The 22,355-nt window shown below is 59.7% G+C and carries 19 protein-coding genes and 2 pseudogenes; 8 read left to right on the forward strand and 13 right to left on the reverse strand.

Going from position 1 to position 22,355, the window contains the following annotated elements; all coding sequences use genetic code 11:
- Positions 1-393: 393 nt before the first annotated feature.
- The 3 genes from C3L37_RS06435 to C3L37_RS06445 all read left to right on the forward strand — a co-directional run bounded on the left by C3L37_RS06435 (position 394) and on the right by C3L37_RS06445 (position 3,358).
- A complete protein-coding gene (locus C3L37_RS06435) occupies positions 394-1,680 on the forward strand; it encodes a tyrosine-type recombinase/integrase (RefSeq protein ID WP_129113782.1) in 1,287 nt (428 codons plus the stop codon).
- 320 nt (positions 1,681-2,000) lie between these two features.
- Positions 2,001-2,897, forward strand: a complete 897-nt coding sequence (locus C3L37_RS06440; protein ID WP_129113783.1) for a ParA family protein — start codon at positions 2,001-2,003, stop codon at positions 2,895-2,897.
- Entirely contained in the window at positions 2,894-3,358 is a 465-nt protein-coding gene (locus C3L37_RS06445; protein ID WP_129113784.1) for a hypothetical protein, read from the forward strand. The genes C3L37_RS06440 and C3L37_RS06445 overlap by 4 nt, the downstream gene beginning before the upstream one ends.
- 325 nt (positions 3,359-3,683) lie before the next feature.
- On the opposite strand, the pseudogene C3L37_RS06450 reads toward C3L37_RS06445, so the two are convergent.
- Positions 3,684-5,273, reverse strand: a pseudogene (locus tag C3L37_RS06450) (transposase).
- 561 nt (positions 5,274-5,834) lie between these two features.
- Here C3L37_RS06450 and C3L37_RS06455 point away from each other — a divergent pair.
- Together C3L37_RS06455 and C3L37_RS06460 are read left to right on the forward strand one after the other, a co-directional pair.
- Positions 5,835-6,509 carry a TetR/AcrR family transcriptional regulator gene (locus tag C3L37_RS06455; protein WP_228546139.1) on the forward strand — a complete coding sequence of 225 codons (675 nt, stop codon included), beginning with the start codon at positions 5,835-5,837 and terminating at the stop codon, positions 6,507-6,509.
- Positions 6,502-9,216, forward strand: coding sequence for a PEP/pyruvate-binding domain-containing protein (locus C3L37_RS06460; protein WP_129113785.1), 2,715 nt, complete (start codon positions 6,502-6,504; stop codon positions 9,214-9,216). The genes C3L37_RS06455 and C3L37_RS06460 overlap by 8 nt, the downstream gene beginning before the upstream one ends.
- A gap of 220 nt (positions 9,217-9,436) precedes the next feature.
- On the opposite strand, the gene C3L37_RS06465 is transcribed toward C3L37_RS06460, so the two are convergent.
- The 3 genes from C3L37_RS06465 to C3L37_RS06475 are packed head-to-tail and all read right to left on the reverse strand — an operon-like array spanning position 9,437 to position 10,502.
- Positions 9,437-9,673 (reverse strand): hypothetical protein, encoded by a 237-nt coding sequence (locus tag C3L37_RS06465; RefSeq protein WP_129113786.1) that lies wholly within the window; start codon positions 9,671-9,673, stop codon positions 9,437-9,439.
- 2 nt (positions 9,674-9,675) lie between these two features.
- The gene (locus C3L37_RS06470; protein ID WP_129113787.1) at positions 9,676-10,167 is read right to left on the reverse strand and encodes an SRPBCC domain-containing protein; all 492 of its coding nucleotides are present in this window, start codon (positions 10,165-10,167) and stop codon (positions 9,676-9,678) included.
- Complete coding sequence (locus C3L37_RS06475) at positions 10,164-10,502, reverse strand: ArsR/SmtB family transcription factor (RefSeq protein WP_129113788.1); 339 nt, start codon at positions 10,500-10,502, stop codon at positions 10,164-10,166. The genes C3L37_RS06470 and C3L37_RS06475 overlap by 4 nt, the downstream gene beginning before the upstream one ends.
- A gap of 217 nt (positions 10,503-10,719) precedes the next feature.
- Between C3L37_RS06475 and C3L37_RS06480 the strand changes: the two genes are divergently transcribed.
- Complete coding sequence (locus C3L37_RS06480) at positions 10,720-11,526, forward strand: DUF1801 domain-containing protein (protein ID WP_129113789.1); 807 nt, start codon at positions 10,720-10,722, stop codon at positions 11,524-11,526.
- A gap of 174 nt (positions 11,527-11,700) precedes the next feature.
- On the opposite strand, the gene C3L37_RS06485 is transcribed toward C3L37_RS06480, so the two are convergent.
- Complete coding sequence (locus C3L37_RS06485; protein ID WP_129113790.1) at positions 11,701-12,084, reverse strand: nuclear transport factor 2 family protein; 384 nt, start codon at positions 12,082-12,084, stop codon at positions 11,701-11,703.
- Between the two features lie 435 nt (positions 12,085-12,519).
- Positions 12,520-13,002, reverse strand: a pseudogene (locus C3L37_RS06490) (aldo/keto reductase).
- A gap of 16 nt (positions 13,003-13,018) precedes the next feature.
- On the opposite strand from C3L37_RS06490, the gene C3L37_RS06495 reads away from it, so the two are divergent.
- Complete coding sequence (locus C3L37_RS06495; protein ID WP_164974690.1) at positions 13,019-13,537, forward strand: MFS transporter; 519 nt, start codon at positions 13,019-13,021, stop codon at positions 13,535-13,537.
- Positions 13,538-13,570: 33 nt separating this feature from the next.
- On the opposite strand, the gene C3L37_RS06500 is transcribed toward C3L37_RS06495, so the two are convergent.
- From C3L37_RS06500 to C3L37_RS06520, 5 genes are all read right to left on the reverse strand, one after another.
- Positions 13,571-13,891 (reverse strand): AzlD family protein, encoded by a 321-nt coding sequence (locus tag C3L37_RS06500; protein WP_129113792.1) that lies wholly within the window; start codon positions 13,889-13,891, stop codon positions 13,571-13,573.
- Positions 13,881-14,642 (reverse strand): AzlC family ABC transporter permease, encoded by a 762-nt coding sequence (locus tag C3L37_RS06505; RefSeq protein ID WP_129113793.1) that lies wholly within the window; start codon positions 14,640-14,642, stop codon positions 13,881-13,883. The genes C3L37_RS06500 and C3L37_RS06505 overlap by 11 nt, the downstream gene beginning before the upstream one ends.
- Before the next feature lie 756 nt (positions 14,643-15,398).
- Complete coding sequence (locus tag C3L37_RS06510) at positions 15,399-16,193, reverse strand: IclR family transcriptional regulator (RefSeq protein ID WP_129113794.1); 795 nt, start codon at positions 16,191-16,193, stop codon at positions 15,399-15,401.
- A gap of 366 nt (positions 16,194-16,559) precedes the next feature.
- A complete protein-coding gene (locus C3L37_RS06515; RefSeq protein WP_129113795.1) occupies positions 16,560-17,609 on the reverse strand; it encodes a Gfo/Idh/MocA family protein in 1,050 nt (349 codons plus the stop codon).
- Positions 17,609-18,907 carry a purine-cytosine permease family protein gene (locus C3L37_RS06520; RefSeq protein ID WP_164974691.1) on the reverse strand — a complete coding sequence of 433 codons (1,299 nt, stop codon included), beginning with the start codon at positions 18,905-18,907 and terminating at the stop codon, positions 17,609-17,611. Before C3L37_RS06520 ends, C3L37_RS06515 begins: the two co-directional genes overlap by 1 nt.
- Before the next feature lie 145 nt (positions 18,908-19,052).
- Here C3L37_RS06520 and C3L37_RS06525 point away from each other — a divergent pair, with 145 nt between their 5' ends.
- Entirely contained in the window at positions 19,053-20,027 is a 975-nt protein-coding gene (locus tag C3L37_RS06525) for an LLM class flavin-dependent oxidoreductase (protein WP_129113797.1), read from the forward strand.
- 41 nt (positions 20,028-20,068) lie between these two features.
- Here the strand turns inward: C3L37_RS06525 and C3L37_RS06530 are convergent, their stop codons facing one another.
- Both C3L37_RS06530 and C3L37_RS06535 read right to left on the reverse strand, forming a co-directional pair.
- Entirely contained in the window at positions 20,069-21,232 is a 1,164-nt protein-coding gene (locus C3L37_RS06530; RefSeq protein ID WP_129113798.1) for a threonine synthase, read from the reverse strand.
- Positions 21,233-22,354 carry an ABC transporter ATP-binding protein gene (locus C3L37_RS06535; protein WP_129113799.1) on the reverse strand — a complete coding sequence of 374 codons (1,122 nt, stop codon included), beginning with the start codon at positions 22,352-22,354 and terminating at the stop codon, positions 21,233-21,235.
- Position 22,355: the final 1 nt, after the last annotated feature.

Here is a 22,355-nt window from a genome sequence, read left to right on the forward strand (position 1 = left end):
AGTGTGGTCGTTCATCGGTACGCGACATCCTGGATATTGAACGCTATTACTCCACTGGCAAAAGAAATGGTGGTGAACGTCACGGAATGCGCACGGTGCAGGTCCACTCGATCGGAAAACTCATTCACGCTGTTTTCTATCCTCCAGACTGGGAGAGGTCTGTAGAATGGATTCAATATATCAAAATGTGGTTTATATCCTCTACGAGCCGTTCGGACCTGCATTTGCGGCGTTCAAACAGACTGCAAGAGTCTGTGTGTTCCCAAAACCTATATTGGATCCGAGAGAATCCATCTCTCAGCCGAAAATGAGATTCTCAAAATCGGGAATGGACGCAATGAGACAGCGACTCTGTGAACATGAACGGGGTCAGAAATCGTGGAGCATGGACCCATGAATGGGATCTCGACCTCAGGTTCCAAACGAAGTTCGGAACGCGCGGACGACGTTTCTTGGACGCTCCTCGACCGGGAGGGCCTCATCGACGCGTACTGGACCGTCGTCGCACCGACACTGGAGGCCGATGGCTACGATCCCGAGCTCGACAAGCCCACATACGGCTGGTTGCGGGACCACGACCTTCGACCGCTGCTTTACGCCCTCCGAGAGCACCACGACAAAACATTCGCTCAGTTCTGGACCGAGGATTTGGGTCTCGAGACGAATGAGCGACGTTACGAGTGGGCAACGGGTGACGAGCGGACGATCGAAGCCCTACGATCCCTCCTCGCGTCGCGGCGCGAACGAAAGGGGCTCGCGGAGTCGTCGATCGACACGCTTCGATACCGATTGAACCGTTACGTCCGGGCGTATCGAGACGAAAACGGAACCGACGACCTCCTCACGCCGGTCGCCCGCGATAGCGACACTCCCGCCCACGAGGCCGTGGACGCTTGCTGGGCGGCGTTCGATCGCCTCCACGCCGACCTCGACGGCGAACGGACTAAACGTCGGATCCACCTCGCCGTCTCGAACTGGTACGCGCATCTGGTCCGACGAAAATGGGCGACGGTGAACCCCGCGGACGGTCTCGACGACGAATTCGACTGGTCCACGCCGGCGGGTGGCGACGAGGATTCGGACACGCCTTGTCTGTCAGGCGAGCACGTCCGTGCGCTCTACCGCGCTGCCGACGGCCGGGTGGAGCGCCTGTTAGTGCTCGCGCTCTGCGCGTGGGGCCTCCGTCCGAACGAGGTCGCCCGCCTCCACGCCCGACAGTTCGTTCTCGACGTTTCCGGCGGCGACGTCCCGTACATCCGCTTTCGCGGGCGAAAGAACGGACCTGGCGAGGTGTCGCTGCTGTACGGCCGCGAAGAACTCGAACGTCGACTCGACGCATGTGGCGACGACTGGAACGGCTACCTGTTTCCGTCACCGCACGCGTCCCGCGATCACATCTCGCGATGGACCGTCTGGAATCGGTTCGGCCGGCTCGCCGAGCGGGCGGGCCTGCCCGACAAGATCGACGGCGTCTCGCCGGCACCGAAGATGGGTCGGCGGTTCTGGTACGACGCATACTCATCGTCTCTCGACGTCGTACTCGGGAGTCTCAGCGAGATCGCAGCGGAGCAAGGGAGCTCGAGCGCCGAAGTCGTCTTACAGAACTACCTCTCGGATTCGCGAGCCCGACAGCTCCGTCGCAAATACATGCGCGAACGGCTCGCCGATGCATTCGAGTGATTCATTGGATTGTTTGTAGCACTCGTTTGTAGTAGTTGTTTCAATCAAAAGTTACAGATTGCAGTCGCATGCGCACGTTTCGGAGGATCCACCGTTCACTGTAACCGTAGTAATCGAATCGTCGATAAAAACGATAGAACCGAAGATACGTCACGGTCGTTTGTATCGAAAGTTGTGAGCAATTGTGGATATAGAGTGTCGCATTCAGATGGATCAAGCATACAGTTCACGTGCTCGTTTCAAACGAATCCTACAAACGCGCGTTTCAATTGTAACGTCTGACGAAACGTTATGAGTGATGGGTCCAATAGAATCAGCCAATGCTATCGTACGCGGTCTACAGCGAAGCGGGGGGGGTTGGAAAGACGACGCTCACGGCGAATCTGGCGGTGGCACACGCCCGCGCCGGCCTCGACGTCCTCGCGATCCCGCTCGATCCGCAGGACGGCGATCTGAGTTACCTGTTCGACGTCGATCACGAGCGGACGAACAGTGAAGCCGACACGCTGGTCCACCACCTGGTGGGGCGAGGGAAAGGGGAGTTTACGGACCTCATTCGAACCGTCGAACACGGCGTTGACATCGTTCCGGAACACAACCGGCTCGAGGATCTCGGCGAGGCGCTCCGCAAGGAACAGGAAGCTCGGAGCGACTTCGGCGAATCCTTCCCGATATGGACGCAACTACAGCGCGTCCTCCGGGAGGCGGCCGTTCACCGACATTACGACGTGCTTATCGTCGATCCGCCGGCGAGTTCGGGTCCGCATCTCTACAACGCGCTCGATGCGACGCGGAACCTCGTCCTGCCGTTCGAACCCTCCGGAAAGGGGCAAGCGTCGGTGAGTGGCCTCGACGACCTCGTATCGAACCTCGAAGATCAGCTGGACATCAACATCGGCGTCCTCGCTGCAGTTCCGAACCGGGTCAAAGGTACGCGCGATCAGGACGCCATCATCGAGGAAATCGAAGCGCAGGGCTTCGACGTTCCCATCGTCGTCCGCGATCGAACGTCGCTGCTGGAGGGGTGCTGGCGCAAGCGGTGTAGCGCGTTCACGTACGTGCGCGAGCACCGCGATCGTCGCCGCGAGTACGAGCTCGAAACGTTGGCGCAGTTCGATCGGTTGGCGCGACACCTCGAAGCGCAGAGCAGTCTCGAAGCGCCGAGCCCACCCGAACCCGGCAATCTCGAGCGCGACGGCGCGGAGGTGTGGGCATGACTGGGCTCAAATCGGGATCGGGAGACGATCTGTGGGGGAGCGACGGCGACACCGACGAAGAGGGGGCGGCACCGGACGGAGCGGAGTCCCCGTCATCTGGGGCGAGAACGACCGACGAGACGTCGAACGCAGCAGCGGCCGAAGCTACTCACGAAAGTGGAGCCGCAGGGACCGACGACGAGTCGTTAGGCGGCTCGGCGGACGATGGACAGCCGTACATCGTTCGCCGCGCGATTCAGGACAAGTCCGTACAGTTCGAGCGCGAAGAGCGCCTGACGTTCTTCGTTCACGACGACGTTGCCGACGGGGAGCGCGAGCTCGTCACCGAGCTCGAATCCGCGCTCGGACGCAGCGTCCCGAAGTTCGACGTCCGCGAAGCCGTCTACCGCGCGGCGCTTCGAAACCCTGACGACGTCCTCGACGAGCTTCTGAAGATGGGTTACGCACGCGACGAAGAGTAACGAAGCGCCGGAGAATAGGGGTAAATCCAACATCCGGTGAAATCCGTTCGTGGTCGAACGTTTGTGAGCGGCTCAACTATCAAGCAGCGGTGAGATAAACCGTTAAATGCAATATCAAAGATCCGTGGCCTAGAAGTTCAGAGTTTTGGAGGATAGACTATTTTCGTGTGTTTTCGGGGCGTACCATGGCTCAGACGACTCTCATCGGTAGTGAATCGACTATCTTTCTCGGTGAGATGCCACCGAATGCGCGAAAACAGCCCAAAATTCGACTTCTCGCAGAGTGCCGTCACTCCCGATAGGCGGCCCAAGTCGGCGTTAAGCGTTAATCGGGCGGAATCAATGCCGAGCAAATCAACTCGACGCACCCACCAGCTGTCAGAACTGGCGCGTAGTCTATCTCGCCGCCAACAACCAGCTTCAACAGGTAATCAGTGAGCCGCCAGATATTGTGCAGCAGCACCGCGAACACGAAGTAGAACAGCCGTACTCGGTAATCCTTGGAAGAGGTCTTCGCCAAGAAGTCGTTCTTGATGCTCTTGTATTCGTTTTCGATTTGCCAGCGACGGCTGTAGCGGCGGCAGAACATCTCAGCTTCCACAGGACCCACCGAGAGGTTCGTCACAAAGACCGCTGTGCCTTCTCCTTTCGTCGAGGGAACGTACAGGAACTGTATCGCGTGCGACCCATGATCGACATGGACGTTCGCCGATTCGACGGCGACCTGTTGTCCATCTTCCTCCATCGTCTCAATTATCTCGCGCTCGGTACTGTGAACCCGCTTTGGAATGAGATAGTTCACGTCGTGGTTCGAGAGCGTCTGGTACACCGCTTTCGAGTCAAATTCACGGTCACAGAGTACCATCTCGATGGGGACGTGCTCCTGTGCGCGTTGAACGAGTCGCCGAACTACACGATGAATCCGATTCGGCGGGTTCTGATCCCAGGAGGAACTCTCACGTACTGGCTCAACAGCGAGGATAAGCGGGATATTCCACCCGACAACCGCGAGTCTAGCGACCCTGAATGCTCGATCTTCCCCGTCTTTCGTCCCGCTGACCATCAGCATTCCTTTTACGTTACCGAAGTAGCGAATGGTCGTGATGTCAATCGCGACGGTGACTGGACGGCGAAACGAAGACTCAGATTGAATCACCGAAAGCAACCGTTCTGTCGCCTGCTGAAATCCCTCAATTAGATCTTCGGGATCGAATTGCTTGACTGCGCGGAGGTGCGTGTCTCCGTGGGGGCCGTACTCTTTGCCTCGACGGTATTTGAACCGTGCTGCGCCTTGCGGAGTGCCACAACCAACCATTCCGATGAACGGCTGAAGTTCGAAAAATCGCGTATCTTCGTAAGTCGCGTTCTGAGCTCTCTCAGAGTCGAACGGTTCGAAGCCATGCTCACGAGCCAGGCGAGTTGTTCGGTAGATTTCTTCATAGGAGAACTCGGTAGTGTCCTCAGCCGAGCCAGTGCCTTCCTCGGGTGACTGCTTGACTTCTTCCAGTGGCCGGACTTCGGGAACAGCGAGGTCCTCATTGTGGACTTCCCTGACTAAGAGGTGTGCGCTGGCTGTTATATACCCTCGAATATCGTCGTCGAAGCGGTTGCGCCACGTTCGAGAGATGACTGACTCGTTAGGGATTTGGTCGAGGCCGAATACGTCTCCGAGTTCTGGGTGGCGTGTGAGGGATCGATAGCCGTCTCCAGTGACTTCCCGGTATAGAAAGAGTTTGAGCATCCCGTGGAACGAGTACGGAGCAGGATGTCACTCGGGATAGCCGTCCTCAAGCGTTTTAATCTGAAACGTGAGGTCAGTGAGCGCAGTGCAGAAGTCCGTTCCTTCACGGAAGTGCTCGCGGAGTTCGAGAGCAGCAACGAATGCGTCGGTCAATCGGCGGCCACGCTGTTTCATCGGTTTGTCTTAATTACAAATAATCAATAGCGGTGAAAGCCCTCTTCTATCCACTGAGATTGTACGCTAGGACTGCAATTGAGAAGAACCATCTGCGGTCAATAACTCTGTTGTGGTGGAACACATTGCCCAGCGTAGGCCGGATGCAGCGTGCCATTCTCTGTTCTCGATATACCGGGTGCTCATAGCCGTCCGTACGACCACTGGTTGCCGATTAATTCTTCTACCTCTATCCGGTCACTGGCTATATGAATATCCTAATCAAAATATTCATATACTCATGTGGCGAAGACGAACGTATAGGATACCCAATGGATCTATTCCGATCGAACCTCAGGACAACGGACTACAGCGAAGGTGGGAACCGCTCAAATGCCGGTAGGCAGAACGAAGCTATCAGATACTTCCGCGCGAAGGAGATGGGAATCCGAATAGGTGTCGTCCACTGGTGTCGTACGTTTCTTAGCCGGAAACAGGCAGAAGAAGTCAAGAGAACCAACAGTGACAAACACCACTTGACAGGGAAAACGGACAGCGGCATTCATTCAGGGACGATCGACGATGCTCGACTCCACAACCAACCATCCACCACACTACCCTATGCCACGCATGCCACGCTTCACTGATGCAAAGCGAGAACGAGTTCGCGAGACACTTCACGAGACTGGACGTAAATTATTTGGTCGCTATGGGCTACGCAAGACCACGCTACAGGAACTCACAGAACCCGCCGAAATCGCTACAGGGACATTTTATCAGTTTTACGACTCGAAAGAAGAGCTCTATATTGAAATATTAAAAGAGTACAGTAGGGAGTTTGGCCCCCGTTTATTGAGGAATTCCTTCGAAGAACACAATAATCCAGAGGACGCGATAGCAGCGTTTCTCAAACTCCTCACAGACGAATTCGAATCAAATTCCCTTATCCGCAAAGTCATTGTCGAAGACGAAGTCGGCCGAATTCAGGCCCAGTACACGGAGCAAAAAGGAGAAGCAGAGCGTGAACACAACGTGGCGTATCTTCTGCCGTATATCGAACAATGGTACGATGACGGGCGGGTGTCTGGTCCTGATCCGGAGATAATCGCGCGTACGATTGAATCAGTAGCATACATCACGCTCCACGAGGACGATATCGGCGAGGATCATTACCCAGCAGTTCGGGACACGCTCATCGCTGCCGTTGCAGACGGACTAACGAACGAACCTGATTCTGCAGGAGACACTCATGAGTGATATTGAAGACGCCCGAGCAGCCGGCACATACGTCGTCCCGTTCGACGACACCAGGGCCAGGGCAACGAATCGTGCGCTTGTCGGTGGCAAGGGCGCTAACCTCGCTCAACTCGTCGAAGCTGACCTACCGGTGCCTGCGGGCTTCTGTGTGACGACTATTGCATATGAGGAACTCATTGACGATCCAGCCATCAAAGAAGCTATCGACAAGCTCGCAGGACTCGATCCATCAGACACAGCGACGATTTCGGATGCGGGAAGCGCATTGCGCGCTCGAATTCAGAACCGCAGTGTTTCGGAGGAGATCCGAGACACAATCGAGACTGCCCTAAATGAGATAGCGAGCGACCCAGAACAGACGTATGCGGTTCGTTCGAGCGCGACAGCCGAAGACCTCCCAGAGGCGTCGTTTGCAGGCCAACAGGAGACGTTCCTTAACGTTCGTGGCGCAGATGAGATCATCGCTCGAGTTCGCGCCTGCATGGCGAGTCTGTTCACCGATCGCGCGATCGCCTATCGAGCAAGAAACGACGTCGCTCACGAGGAGGTTTCAATTGCGGTCGTCGTCCAACAGATGGTCATACCCGATATCTCTGGAGTCCTCTTCACCGCCGATCCACAAACGGGCAATCGTCACATTGCATCCATAGAGGCCGGAATGGGACTCGGAGAGGCGTTGGTGTCTGGGGAGGTGACCGCAGACAACATTCGCGTTGATACGAGAACCGATGAGGTGCTCGACTATGAGGTTGGGGATCAACAGAGTGCGGTTCGACCAATTCCAGAAGGGGGAATCGAGACAGTTGAACTAAACACGACCGAACGCAGCTCGCGTGTACTCACGGTCGAGCAGATTCAGACCCTTGTGGAGTTAGGCGAGGAAATCGAAGCGTTGTTGCAGAGTCCCCAGGATATCGAATGGTGTCTAAAGGGGGAAGAATTCTACGTCGTACAGTCCCGCCCGATCACGTCACTGTTCCCCCTGCCATCGCCTCTGCCGGACGACGATCGCCTCCATGTCTACTTCAGTTTGGGACACGTTCAAGCGTTTGCCGAAGCGATGCCACCGCTCGTCAGAGACGTATGGGTGGAGTTCTGCAACCTCTGGATGGTGGAGTTGGGAGTGGATACGACCGCGCAGTGGGCAGTTGAGGCCGGTGGGCGGGTCTACATCGATATGACGCCGTTTTTGAAGATCGGTATTGTTCGCTATGGATTCCCAAAGTGGCTATCAGCAACCAGTGAACCGCTTGGTATTGCTGTCGATGATCTGATGGCCCGACGTGGTGAGGAGTTCCAAGAGGAGTGGACAGCTCGTAAGATTCTCTCACTAGTGAATCAAGTCACTAGCGCGGTTCGGACACAAGCGCGACCGATGATCTCGGCAGTGGTGAGTGGATTCTTTGGAGCGTTCATCGGGGAGCCCACCCCGAAGCGAGAGGAAGCTCGGTGGAACACGTGGGGATGGAACGCTGCTGCCCCCGTACGTACACCCAAAACACCCGCTGAACGTGCTCGTGCGGTCTTTGATAGCGATAATAGTACACTTACAAATTACCCGCGCCTCGGACCGTTGTATGCTGCCCAGCTAGCAGAAGGCTTGCTCCAGCAGCTGGTTCCAGATGCTCCCGAGGAACTGAACGATGTCGGTAAGGGCTTCCCAGATGAATTGGTGACTCGGATCAATCTTGGTCTAGGGGACCTCGCTGACGTGGCGCGTGGCTATCCAGCGGTCGCCCATGCACTGCGACAGGGTTCATCGCTCGATGAGATTAAATCGCTCGAGGGAGGCGAGGCGTTCTGTGCTGAACTCGACGACTTTCTCGAGGAGTTCGGCCACCGTGCGACCGGTGAACTCGATATCAGCCGTCCTCGGTGGCGCGATGAACCTTCTGGATTACTCGCGACGGTTCGAGCGAACCTCAAACACGAGCAAGCAGGTGAACACCGTGAGCATCTCCGCCAAATGGAACAGCAGGCATCCGCAGCGGCGAGGTACCTCGAAGAACGGGCCGACAGCGGGGTGCTCGGCCTGCTTCGCAAACGAGTTATCCGCCGGCTGATTCGAACCTATCGCGGCTACATCCAGACGCGCGAGCATCCGAAACATGGTCTTGCCCACCTATTTGCGGCGTGGCACGAAGCAATCCGCGACGCTGGTGAGTTACTCGTCGACGAAGGGCAGTTGGACGAAATTAATGATGTCTGGTTCCTCCGACGAGAGGAGTTGTTTGCCGCACTGGGGGGCAACCTACCTGAGATCGATATTGCCTCTCGGCGCGCGGAGTTCGAGCGGCACAAAACCGTGGACGCTCCACCTGTGTTAACCAGTGAGGGTGAAGCGCCAAGTAGTCGCATCGAGCGCGAAGACGTTCCCGAGGGGGCACTCGTCGGAACCGGTGTCTCTAGTGGCGTCGTCGAAGGAACCGCTCGGGTCGTGCGTGATCCATCCGAGGAAACAATCGAGAAGGGTGAAATTCTCATCGCTCCGTCATCCGACCCAGGCTGGACGCCATTATTCCTGAACGCGGCAGGGATGGTCGTGGAGGTCGGCGGCCAAATGAGCCACGGCGCGCTCGTCGCCCGCGAATACGGACTACCTGCGGTAGTGTCGGTGTCCGAGGCGACCCGCCGCATCGAAACGGGGCAACGAGTACGGATCGATGGGACACAAGGAATCGTCAAGATCCTCGATGATGATGAATGATAAATCAGATAATGAAAACGACTTCGCTCGATAGCTGATCGAATCCAGATGTTATTTTCTGGCGACAAACAGATAGAACCGTGGACAGCGTCGATCCAGCTCAAATTCCATTGACGAACAGTCTGAGAAGTCACCACAGCATCCGCGGTTCGTCACGCGCTTTTTCATGTGGTTTTGCTTAACTAGGCAAGGCCGCTGATAAAATATAACCTGAAGAGGTTCAATAGATCGTGCTGAATGATATGAAACCGGCAAAGAAGAATAGAACCATTCCTGCGAACGCGTGCACGGTCGGGGAAAGGTTCATGCCCGTAGTCACGACTTCAAAGAGGACGTAGTGGATACCGAGGGCCGCGATTATGGCGACCACTACACACAGGGCGACTCTCCCCCAATCTTGGTCCTCACTCGTCGTGGGTTCTGCGGGTGCTTCTCTGTTAGTGGTGTCAGCTGACATGGTCAGTCCTCCACCTGATCGGCGAGTTTCCGGAGGGAGTCTTCCCACGCTTCCGCGACCCCGTATTCCTCGGCGACATCCTCGGAGATACCATCTAACCGGAGGGTGACCTCAGTCCCGTCAGGGACTGCATTCAAGGTTACCGTGACGGTACTAGAATCCTCACCCTCTCCCGACTCGTCCGTCCAGACTATCTTCTCACCGCGTCTCAGCTCCTGGTAGGTGCCCTCGAACGTGTGGGTGTATTGTTCCATCCCTTCGGCCTCGCCGATGTTCTCAACGCGGAAGGATCCGCCTTCTTTGGGCTCGACCTCTTGAACCTCAGCGCGGAATCCTTCCGGGGGCGACCACACCGTGATGTCGTCAGGAGTAAGAAACGCTTCGTACACCCGCTCGGTCGGCGCTTCAATCACGCGATTTACGGTTATGCTCTGCCCCTCGTCGTCCGGGTTCTCTGTCGATGATGCATCATCTTCGGTGGTGTAGTCTGTCATTGGTCTTCGTTCTCCAGATGGTTGGCCAGCGCATCTAACCGGTCCTCCCAGAAAACGCGGTACTGTGTCAGCCACCCGAACGCCGCGGAAAGCGGTGCAGCGTCGAGGTGACAGCGGCGAACGAGACCGTCCTTCTCGACGTCGATCAAACCAGCATCCTCCAGCACGCGCAGGTGCTTGGAAACGGCTGGCAGGGAAACGTCGTGAGGGTCGGCCAAGTCACTCACACTCTCCGGGCCATCGGTCAACTGTTCGAGGATTGATCGACGAATCGGATGAGAGAGTGCCTGGAAAACCGCGTCAAGGTCCAGGTCGTCTGGCTCCTGTTTAACCATCCGGTTGAGTATACGACTGCCTACTATTTAACTCTCTAGTTAAATAGCCGTTCAGAGCATTCTGAGGCGGGATGTGACTTTCTACTACCACGTCAGAGATCGCTTAGTGATCGAGATTCCGTGAAGCCTCGACTCTCTGCCCTAATAGGAGGAGTCCGGCTCACCGCTCTTCCGAGGAACGGGGAATATTGATAATTCAATACCACATTTAGAGAGTATGAGTGTGTCCGGCCCACTTACGGCTCAACGGGTTTCCGAACTCGTGATGGCGAACCGAGCGATCAGAGCGCCCTACTACAGTAAAAACCACGACGAAGGGGTACGTTTCACGGATCTTGACAAGGGGCTCCAGTGGGGTGCCGACGCTATTCCAGCCTTGCTGGGCCTATTCCGAGTTGAGCAAGACACTCGGGACGACCATCCCGACGGCTGGGTGGGCTTTGCTCGCCACTGGCGAGGCGGGACGTTGCGGCTGGACTTCGACCTAGTTGCTGGACCCGAAGCGTCAGATCTGATCGTAGTCGTAACCGCGATAGCAGGTCGAGAGGGGAAGAAAACCATCATGGACGAAGACTTCGGGGAAATCGAGCTGCCGAACCAGGTTCCGACGGAGCAGGAATGGAAGAACAGGGAAAAACAATATCAGAAGGCGCGGCGGAACGATGATACCGATGGATCGGCTGCGGTGAAGGCGTATATTGCAGCATTGCCGGGATGGAAGCGTGAGATTGCAACACAATTCGATGAGATCATCCAACGCGAAGTCCCTGATATGCGCCGCGCCGTGAAATATCACCAGCCGTTCTATGGCGTCGAAGACCATGGATGGTTTGCGTCATTCAGTGCGTTCTCAAAACACGTGAAACTGACATTCGTGTGCGAATCGTACCTTGAGCCAGAGCCGCCCAGTGGGACGGCTCCGGAGAGACAGGCTCTAGATATAAACGAGACAGACACGCTGGACGAGAAGCAAGTCGCTTCTTGGGTCCGGCAAGCCGCCGACAATCCTGGGATGAATTGGTGAGGAAGTTCGCGCCTGTGTGGTGGCCGTAAGGCAACAACAGATCCTACCTGCGGGCGTGCGTGATCACTGTCAACTTTTAGCCTAACAGCTGAGTCACTGGGTCTACACTGAAAGAAAGGCACGCAGGAGAAATCTAATCTCTAAGGTTATGTGTTCTGGACGTTCGCTTTCAATCTATTCGATCATCTCGATTACGAATGATTCGATAGAGTCGATGTTTGCATCCTTTGAATGACCCTTGAATTTGAATACTTCACAAAATGCGTAGGTGTCTCCATCGTCGGCAGTTATGACACCGTTCACAGCCGCCTTATTACCGTGGGGGATGATGTTGTTGACCGTTATCTTGGCGATCCCGTCGAGGAAGAGATCCATCGAGTCCACGACGCTCTGTCTCCCATCGAGTGTCTCCTCACCGACGATCACCAAACGAACGTCGTCGGTAAGCATCGAAAGGATCGCCTCCTCGTCACGCTCTGCGAAGGCGACGTAAAAGTTCGAAAGAACCTGCTTTCTGGGCGAGTTGCCACTGTCCGCTTCGATCGAAATATCGGGCATGGCGTTTGTGAGTGTTCGATCCAGCTGCTCTTATAACCGTAGTCAAATCTCTACATTCAGCACAGCCGCGGAAACCAGTCTCAAATTTGATAATTGTCTCGCGTTAACTACGCAGTCCTACTGAGCGGCCGATTCTTCCTCAACGACATTGCAAATAAGCCACGCATCAAATCCATCCTCCGAGATTGTGAACTTCAGGACTGATTTAGAAGTTGAGACTGGCACTCTCAATGTATGAGTGGAGCGTCCGTCGTTACACACGTTCCCAACTCAGCTCACATCAGCCAGCCTGCTGGACTCCGCAGTCGGTGCTTGATTTCGGCGGGGCTACTGCCTCGAAGGCACGGTAGACGGATTTGGGAATAGGATCAAACAGGTGGGAGCCCGAATCACTGCGTCGCCCTGCCGGTGACCCAGCGCCACACCGTTACTGGGTCAGAGACCAAGTGCGGTTTGGAGCCTGGTGAGAAGCCCACCCTGGAGATCGAAGATCTGCATCATCTCCTCGTCTGCGAGTTCGAAGTTGAAAACGTTGAAGTACGCTTGAATGTGTGCGGGATTCGATGTCTTTGGGATTGCCGTGACCTGTTCTTGCTGGAGGAGCCACCGCAACGCGACCTGGACTTCGGTCTTTCCGTATCGAGCGCCGATAGCCTTGAGGCGATCGTTCCTGATGATCCGACCTTCCGCGAGGGGACTGTAGGCAGTCAGCATAACCTCGTTTTCAATACAGAACTCGAGCAGGTCGGCCTGCTCCTTGAACGGGTGATACTCCACCTGATTGGTGAGTATCGGGGTGTCCGAGGTCACGATTGCGTCCTACAGTTGGCCAACAGAAAAGTTGCAGACCCCGATGTGCCGGACTGTTCCCCGCTCTTGGAGGCCGTTCATCGCCGCAATCGACTCCTCGGTCGGGATGGTACGACTTGGGGAGTTGAATCAACTGCAGATTGATGTCGATAGCCAACTGCTAATGGCTTTCCTTGACGGACTCGAGGACGTCATCGTGCGCGAGATTCTTAACTCCGACATCGAGGCCGTAGCGTTCCTCTACGCCCTCAAGACGAACATCTCTCACAGATGCTTGCTCGTCGGTGGCGGGGTGATTCTCTCAATCCCGAACCTCATCTATGGGGTCACGACCCAACCGTGGATCCTCCTCGCGGTCCAGTCACTGGGCGGCATCGGATTCGCAATGGTCACCGTTACCACGGTCGACCTCGCACACGACATCGCCGCCGAACGTGTGACGTCCACCGCTCAGACCGTACTTAATGGGATCGGCTTCGGTCTCGGGGGCGCAGCAGGACAGATAGTTTCGGGTACGCTGTACGATGCAGTCGGCATCATGGATATGTACGTTGGCATCGCCGTCCTCGGATTCGCCGGTGCGGCGCTCGGACTGTTGGTCTCGGCGGACGGCCGAACCGGCGAAAACCAACCGACCGCGTGATCGGTATCGTTTCCACTCCGTTCCCGAGGCTATTCAAAAGATCCCCCGGAAAAGGACGACGGAGCCAACGCCGGCACACAGCGCGAGCAGGATGTTCCCCGTGCGCCACATCACCAGCACCACGACGGCTCCCGCGCTCCACTCCGCAGGGCCGCCGCTCGCGAGTTCCGGTCCCAGAATGGCGATCACGATCGCGCCAGGGAGCACCGAGAGTCCGGATTCAATCCGCTCGCTCACCTCGATGTGACTCAGGAGCCACAGGCCGCCCACCTTCGTGAGCACTGTGACGAGGGCCATTGCGAGAACGACGCCGACGACGACCGGATCGAGCGAGAGAACGTCGTCACTGCTCATGGCGAATCACCTCGACGAGAGCCGCGGCGATTCCACCGACCAGGATATACCACTGTCCGGGGAGCATTTCCGCGGCAAGGAGTGCCGTCCCGAGCGCGACGGTCCACGGAACGAGCGTTTTCGTCCCCTCCCAGAGTTCGACCGCGAGGGCGGTGAAAACGGCCGCGAGGATGAAATCGATACCGTAAACGTCGGGATCGCCGACGACGCCGCCGGCGAGCGAGCCGAGAACGGTGGAGCCGACCCAGAACGACCACACCGCGATTCCGCTCCCGAGGAGGAACGCACCCCGGCCGCTGCCGGATTTGAGATCCCGCATCGTCAGCGCCCAGTTCTCGTCGGCCATCAGAAACAGGCTCCCGTAGGCCTGCTTCGCGGAGAGCTGGCGGAACCACGGCAGCAACGCCGCGCCCATGAGGGAGTATCGGAGATTGATCGCGGCCGTCGTGAGGAGGATCGTGGCGACGGGAATCGGGTCCGTCCATAACTCGACGGCGACGATCTGGGACGCGCCGGCGACGACGGTCGCGCTCATCAACGCCGCCTCGGCGACGCTCAAGCCGACCTGATCGGCGAGAACGCCGAACGCGATCCCGTACCCGGCGACCCCGAACGCGATCGGAATGGTCGTGAGAAATCCGACGCGAACGCCTTGCCACCCGAAGGTGACGCGCGTCTCTTCCGACGGCGGGGGCTCGGTTGTCGCTCGCGCCGAGGATTCTGTTCGATCCGGTGTGTCGTTGTCCGTCATTCCTGGCTCCAAAGTTACTTTCAGTGAACGGACGAACCCGACCTGTAAATCGGTCTCGAAACTGTTCCCGCAGGTCGGATGGTGAGTGACATCCGTCACCGCCCCGCCTTCTTTCGACGTTCGAATCGAATCCGTAGAGGAGCGTACGGCCCTCGAACGCACCGATACGGTCGAAGTCTCGCCCGAATGCGTCGGCGTTAGACACGGTGGACGGTGAGTGCGATCGGTCACGGTTCCTCCGAGCCGAGAGAGTCCGACGTTCGGAATATTGACAAAAATTATTAGATAAACCGAAGTTCCAGTCGTAACGCCGCCCGTCGTAGTCGCCGACTTCGACGAGCGCAATCCGCGCTCGTGACGGCGATTCCGTCGGCAAGATACGCACCGCGACGGAACGCCGGCTTCGAAGCGCAAAGCGGCCGTAGACCCGCTCGAACGATCTCGTTCGAGGATTTATAAAGGGAACGCGAGCGACGGACGCCAAACGCGTCGAGAAGGACGATAATCGTCCGTGATCGGGACTCAGCACACGATCGGACCTCGACGCCGGTGCCGGTGCCCACAACGCTGGCGAACCGAGCGGCGACCCGACCGAAGTTCGACGACTTTCGACTGCGTGTAGAGGAGGTCGTCACGACGAAAGGTCGAACGTGGAGTACAATTACTTTAGTATCATCCGGGCCCGGCCAGTCGCTCGCATCAGCGACTCGTCCGGGTTTGCGAGGACGGTGAGCACGGGTTCGGTTCACGAGGCGTTCAGACGTACAGGTCAGTGGTCTGGAGGTTGACTTCGATGATGTTCGCGACCTGAACGACCCGCGAGGGGATCTCTCTCCGAAAGGAATCGCCCTCCATTCGGCGGACGGGAGCGGACAGACTCACCGCGCCGAGTATCGCGTCGTCTCGATCGGTGATCGGTGCCGCGGCGGCGCGCATTCCCTGAATCTCCTCTTCGTCGTTGAGCGCGAACCCTCGCTCGCGTACTCGTTCGAGCATCTCGGACAGCGTCTCTTCGTCTGCGATCGTGTTCGGCGTTCGTGGAGCGAAGTCAAGTCGATCGATGATCTCGCGCGAGCGGTGCTCGGGAAGGTGAGCCAGGATCACCTTTCCGGAGGCGGTGCAGTGGAGGTGTTCGCGCGGCATCTCCCGGTTTTGGGTGTAAAACTCCATGCCGACGGCGCGGTCTCCGAACGATTCGTACAGGCTGACCTCGTACCCGTTTCCTTCGACGATGAGGTGTGCACACTCGCCGGTTTCCGCCGCGAGCCGGTCGATCTCGTCCTTTCCCGCGCGGAAGAGGTCGGCGTGGTTTCGAACGTGTTCGCCGAGCGTCACGAAGTGGAAGCTAAGCCGATACAAACTCCCCTCCTGAACGACGTACCCGTGCTGCCGGAGCGTCGCTAGGTACGTGTGGATTGTCCCGGGCGATCGGTCGACGTGCTCAGCGAGTTCGGACACGCCGGCTCCGTCGAGCCGACGGAGGGTCTCGATGATCTTCAGCGTTGTCTCGGCGGATTTGACCGTTCGGGGGGGATCGCTCGGTGACGCCATCGATACGCGTTATAAGCTAACGATGCACAAATAGTTTTGGGTATATCAAAAGCGTCCGCTGAGTGGATTACACGCATACTTTTGTAACGTCACCGACCCGACGACGGATCGAAGTGCATCAGTCGCCGAATCGGACAGAAGACGCCGTCTATCGGCTCGGTAGCCACCAAACGGTTCTTTTCGTGTCCGTCAAAAATCACGCGGACGAACGGACCCGATCGTCGCTAGTTATCCGTATTCTTTCGTTTTCGGAGGCGGAAGAGGACGAGTCGTGGCGTTTCTATTCGGCAGTATCAAATCGGTCGTCGCACGTCGCGGGGAGCGCCGGTTCGAACGCGTCGAACCGGTGAGTCGGTGAGAGCGGACTCACCCGAAAACCGTTTCGACCGCCCCGTTCGCGGCAGCGCGGTCCCACGCCTCGCAGAGCTCCATGACGCTCGTCGTCCGTCCCGGGGACGGCTCCACCGCACCGGTCTTGGCACCGTCACGAACTGCGTCGACGAACGCGTCGAACTGCCGGTCGAGGATCGGGCTTTCGGTCCGACCGAACAGCTCCGTTCGGCGACCCGCACCGTCGCCGTGCCAGTGGATTCCCTCGTATCCTTCGTGTCTTGTCCGGATCGTCCCGTCGGTGCCGACGACCTCGACCTCCCAATTTCCGAGGGGTTCCCGGCAGTCGGCGGCGTACGTCATCGTCATGGACCCGAGCGTATCGTCCTCGAATCGGACCGTCGCGGTACCCAGGTCGGGGTGCTCGGAGTATGGAGTGTTGCGGTTCGCGTATTCAGCGTACACGCGCTGTGGGGCGGCGTCGACCAGCCAGAGCAGCGCGTCTGCGGTATAGAACGCCATCGCGTAGGCCGACCCCGCCTCACGCGGTCCGTGCTCTGCGTTCGTCTCGATTCCGACGTTTGGAACGCGATCGTGACGAATCGCAGCGTGCACGCGCAGAACATTGCCGATCGTTCCGGCGTGGACGCGGCGGGCCAATTCCTTCACCGCGTCGTCGAACCGGGCCGGGCTCGTCGTGACGGCTGGAACGCCGGCCTCCGCCGCCGCCGCGGCGATCGAACGCGCACCGTCGGCGGTCGCCGCAGGCGGCTTCGCCGTCAACACCGGTTGGTTCGCCCGGAGTGCACGCACGGCGTCGGCCGCGCGGCGGGTCGTTCGACTCGCCACGACGACGGCGTCGACGCCGTCATCGGAAAGCAAGGCGTCCATGTCGTCGTAGACCGGGCAGTCGTGCGCGGTGGCAAAATCGTCGGGTGTCGGTCGCCCGAGCGACGCGAGCTGCTCGCTCGTGGCGTCACCCGGAACGACACCGGCCACAGTCACGTCCGTCTGCCCGGCCGCCCGCTCCGCGTAGGCCGGTCCGTAAAACGAGGCCAGACCGACCACGCCGACGCCAACGGTCATCAGTCGGCGGGCTCGCCGGCTCTCGACCGACTCTCGATCCACTCGTCGACCGGGCGCTTTACCACGTAGTAGATCGCGCCGGCCACGACAGCGCTGCTGAGCGCGGGAACGAGGTAGTCGGGCGCGAACACCGCGAACGCCGCCCCCACGAGCCAGGCACCGACCGCGGTCGGGTTCCAGCCGCGGAGGTACCAGTACCGTCCCTCGCTCCTGAACAGTTCGTCCTCGTCGAGTCCGCGCTCGAAGAGGTAGTAGTGGACGAGCAGCACGCCCGTCGTCGGGACCAGCGTGATCGTCAGCGCCGACAGGAAGCTCGTGATCCCCCCGAAGCTGAAGATGCCGGCGATCGCGAGGCCGGTTCCGATCAGTCCGGTCAGCGTCGTCATGTACACGCGCTGTAATCCCGTGATCTGCGACAGGGCGATCCCCCCCGCGTACACGTTGGTCACGTTCGTCGTCCACGAGCCCGCGACGAGCAACAGCAGACCGACCGACCCGAGGCCCAGTTCCACCATGATGTCGACGGGATTCCACGTGCCGGCCGCGGCGGCGGCGACGACGCCGATGGCGGCGAGCGCGATGGCGAACGCGATCCACGCGACGCTCGCACCGAGGCTCGGTCGATCCGGTTCCTCGGACGTCCCGTACCGACCGTAGTCCATCGCGACGATGAGAAACGCGGCGGTCGCCGCGGGGAAGACGTTCAGCGCGGCCCAGAACGTCATGTCTCCACCCCCTGCGCTCAGGTCCGTCGAATAGTTGGTGACGATCTGGTACACCACGAGCGCGAGGAGGACGGTCATGAACGGCACGGCGATCTTGTTGAGCCACTCGATCCACTCGTAACCGAAGATGGCGACCGACGCCATGAGCAATCCGAGTATCGCCGCCAATACGGCGAACGACACCGATATGCCGACGTTCGCGAGAATCTGTTGTGCGCTCGACGCGACGATGCCCGTCTGTACGCCGAACCACCCCACGGTCGCGATGACCATCGCGAGCGAGGGGATGAAACGACCCTGAACGCCGAACGGCGCGCGCATCGCCGTCGTACCGGCCGTCCCTTCCAGCGCCGCGATCTTCGTGCCGAGGTATACGATGACTCCCACAAGGAGGATGCTGAGCACCGCGGCGGCGAAACCCGTGACAAGCCCCGCCGTCACCGTGAGCGATCCGAGCAGGAAGTTCGTGATGACGATGGTGAACCCGGCCCAGATCGCGAACAGCTGCCAGAATTCGCGGGTTCTGTCCGATTCCGGAACGACGTCTACGCCTTCGGTCTCGATGAGCGGCATATCGATCATGATACGTGTTATCACCTACTAAACTTTTCCCGTGCTTCGACGATTTTCCGCGTGGCGTGACGGTACTTAGTTCACGGGTGATCGTCTGGGACGAGAGACGCGAGGTTTTATTTTCGGCTGATTCGACATCTAAGGCATGGAGTTCGGGATCTACCTCAACCAATACGGCGACGAGCGGGCCGAGTTCACCTTCGAGGACATGTTCGAACAGGTCGACCTGATGGAAGACCTGGGCTACGACACCGCGGCCGTCGGGGAGCGACACTTCTACGAGGACGGCTTCTTCGACGTTCGCACCTGTCTCTCGGCGCTCGGCGCGCGGACCGATGCCCTCGACATCATGTCCAACATCGTCATCCTGCCCATCTACCACCCTCTCCACCTGGCCGAGCACATCGCCACGCTCGACGCGCTCACGAACGGGAGAACGAGGTGGGGGCTCTCCCTCGGCTACCGCGAGAGCGAGCTGGTCAACTTCGGGGTGGCGATGGACGATCGGGTGGGTCGGTTTCTGGAGTCGGTCGAAGTGGTAAAGCGGTTGCTCGAAGGCGAGCGGTTCGACCACGAGGGGAGGTACTTCTCGTTCACGGATGGCTTCGTCCGACCGAAGCCGGTGCAGACGCCCCGACCGCGGTTCTGGGGCGGCGGGAGTTCCGAAACCGCGATCAAGCGGGCGGCGTACCGGTGCGACGGGTTCACGGCGGCGGTCACGGTTCCCGAAACGCTCGAACGCGACGTCGACCGCTACTACGATGCCGTGGAGGAGGCCGGCAAGGATCCCGACAACGCCGACGTGACGATCATGGTCGACGGCTACGTCGGCGAGACCACGGCGGAAGCGTACGAGGCGCTCGACCCGTACCTGCTCGATCTCACGGCGAAGTACCTCGAGTGGGGAAACCCCGAGTTCGAGGGGCGACCCGGGTTCGAGGACATCGAAGACCAGCTCGCCGTCGGAACCGCGGCGGAGGTCGCAGAGAGGATCGAGACCTACCGGGACATCGGCGTCGACCACGTCATCTTCCGGACGCAGTTCCCCGGCATGGATCAAGAGACCGCCCTCGCGAGCATCCGGCGGTTCGGCGAGGACGTCGTCCCCCAGTTCCGGTGACGCGAAGCGGGCACGTCGTGCCGCTCGGGTCGACTCACCACTTACTGGAGGAGCGCCTCTCTGACAGCGTCCGCGTCGTCGTCGATGTGCGTCGGCCGCGGGTCCTCGTTCGGCGCCTCCTTCAGCCCGTGCCCGGTCACGAGGGCGACGACCAAGTCGTCGGATGCGACGTCGGGACAGGCGTCCAGGGCTGCCACGCTCGCCGCGCTCGCCGGCTCCGCGTACACGCCCGCACGCTCGGTGAGTCGGGCGCGCCACCTGTGAACGTCGTCGTCCGGGAGGGCGATCGCCGTCCCGCCGCTATCCAGAACGGCCCGTCGGGTGTGCTCGCCGTCCGCCGCGTACCCCCGAAGCGGATCCGCGATCGCATCGATGTCGGTCGTGATCGGCTCCGTCCACGCCGTCACGGACTCCCCGCGCTCGAACGCCCGGACGATCGGATGACATCCCCGAGCCTGAACGCAGAGCATCCGGGGAGCGGACTCGACGATTCCCGCCTTGGACAGCTCTTCGAAGCCGGCGTAGGTTCCGCCGAGGAGCGGCCCGGCACCGACTGGCACCGAGACCCAGTCGGGTGCGGCTCCGAGCTGTCGGACGAGTTCGAAGGCGACGGTTCGGTTCGCGGAGGCGACGAACGGATTCGCCGAGTAGACGGCCGTCGCGTTCAGGATTCGGTCGTCCGCGACGCGCTGGCTCAGCGCGAAGCAGTCGCTGAACGTTCCCTCGACGGTGAAGATGCGCGCGCCGGCCGCCGCGGCCTGCGTCAGCTTCGCCGTCGACGTTCCCTCGGGGACGAGGACGGCACACGGCGCCGACGCGCGCGCGGCGTACGTCGCCACGCTCGTCGCGGTGTTTCCCGTGCTGGCGACGACGACAGACTCGAAGGACGCGTCGTCCGCGCGGACGTGAGAGAGCGCCAACGAACTCCCCCGGTCCTTGAACGAACAGGACGGGTTTAGCGACTCCAGCTTCGCGTACGCGCCCGAGGGTAACGCGCCGTCGTCCAGTTCGAGCAGCGGCGTCTCGCCCTCCCCTAGCTCGACGCGCGATTCGACCGCCGGCAGCGCGGCCCAGACATCGTCCGATACCGCCGTCCGCAGCGCGTCCGGGTCCGACTCGCGGTAGCGGACGAAGCTACCGCACGCCGGACACGTGGCGCCCAGCGACGGATTCGGCTCCCCGCAGGCGGTGCACGCGAACGGCATCTACAGGAGCGCGGCCTCCGTTCGCGGGTCGAAGAGGTGGAGTCGATCGACGTCCGCTGCGACGGTGACCGCGTCACCGACGTCGACGCCCGCCATCACCGCTTCGTCCGCTGATTGAACCACGATGTCGGTGTCGATATCGGCGTCGAGGTAGTACCAGTTGAAGTCGCCGAACGTTTCGACGATCGTGACCGTCGCGTCGATGGTCGGTGTCCCGTTCCGAACCGGCGATCGGTCGTCGAGGAGGACGCGAAACGACTCCGGTCGAACGCCGACGCGCACGTCGCCCTCGTCGACGTTGTCCCGGAAGGCGTCGCTGGCGCGGGCCGGGATAGTCAGCCTGAACGCGCCCGCGTCGAGGTACGTCTCCTCGTCCGTGACGAATGTCGCGTCGAACAGGTTCATGCTCGGCGAGCCGATGAAGTCCGCGACGAACTCGTTGGCCGGATTGTGATACAGCTCAAGCGGGTCGTCGAACTGCTGGAGCCGCCCGCCGTTCAGGAGGAGGATCTCGTCGGCGATCGTCATTGCGTCCTCCTGGTTGTGCGTCACGTGGATGAACGTCGTCCCGAGCTCCTGGTGGACGCGCGCGAGTTCGGTCCGCATCTCGAGCCGAAGGCGCTCGTCGAGCGACGACAACGGTTCGTCGAGCAGCAACAGCTCCGGCTCGCGGACGAGGCTGCGGCCGAGCGCAACCCGCTGCTGTTGGCCGCCGGACAGTGCCGCGGGCGATTCGTCGAGTTTGTCCTCGATCCGGAGAATCTCCGCGATCTCGACGACGCGAGCCCGCCGCTCCTCCCGGTCGACGCCCCGCATCCGCATCCCGAACGCCAAGTTCTCCTCGACCGTCTTGTGATCCCAGAGCGCGAGGTTCTGGAACACGAGGCTCAGATCGCGCTTTTGCGGCGGTTCGTTCGTCACGCGTTCGTCGTTGATGAGTATCTCGCCCTCCGACGGCGTTTCGAGACCGGCGATCATCCGGAGCGTTGTCGTCTTCCCGCACCCGGACGGACCGAGAATCATCGTGTACGCGCCGTCGCTGAACGACGCGTCGATGCCGTCGACGGCGACGACGTCATCGCCGAATCGCTTGCTGACGTTCTGAAGTGTCACTTCGCCCATG

It is taken from the genome of Halegenticoccus tardaugens, from assembly GCF_004116405.1.
Taxonomy (GTDB): domain Archaea; phylum Halobacteriota; class Halobacteria; order Halobacteriales; family Haloferacaceae; genus Halegenticoccus; species Halegenticoccus tardaugens.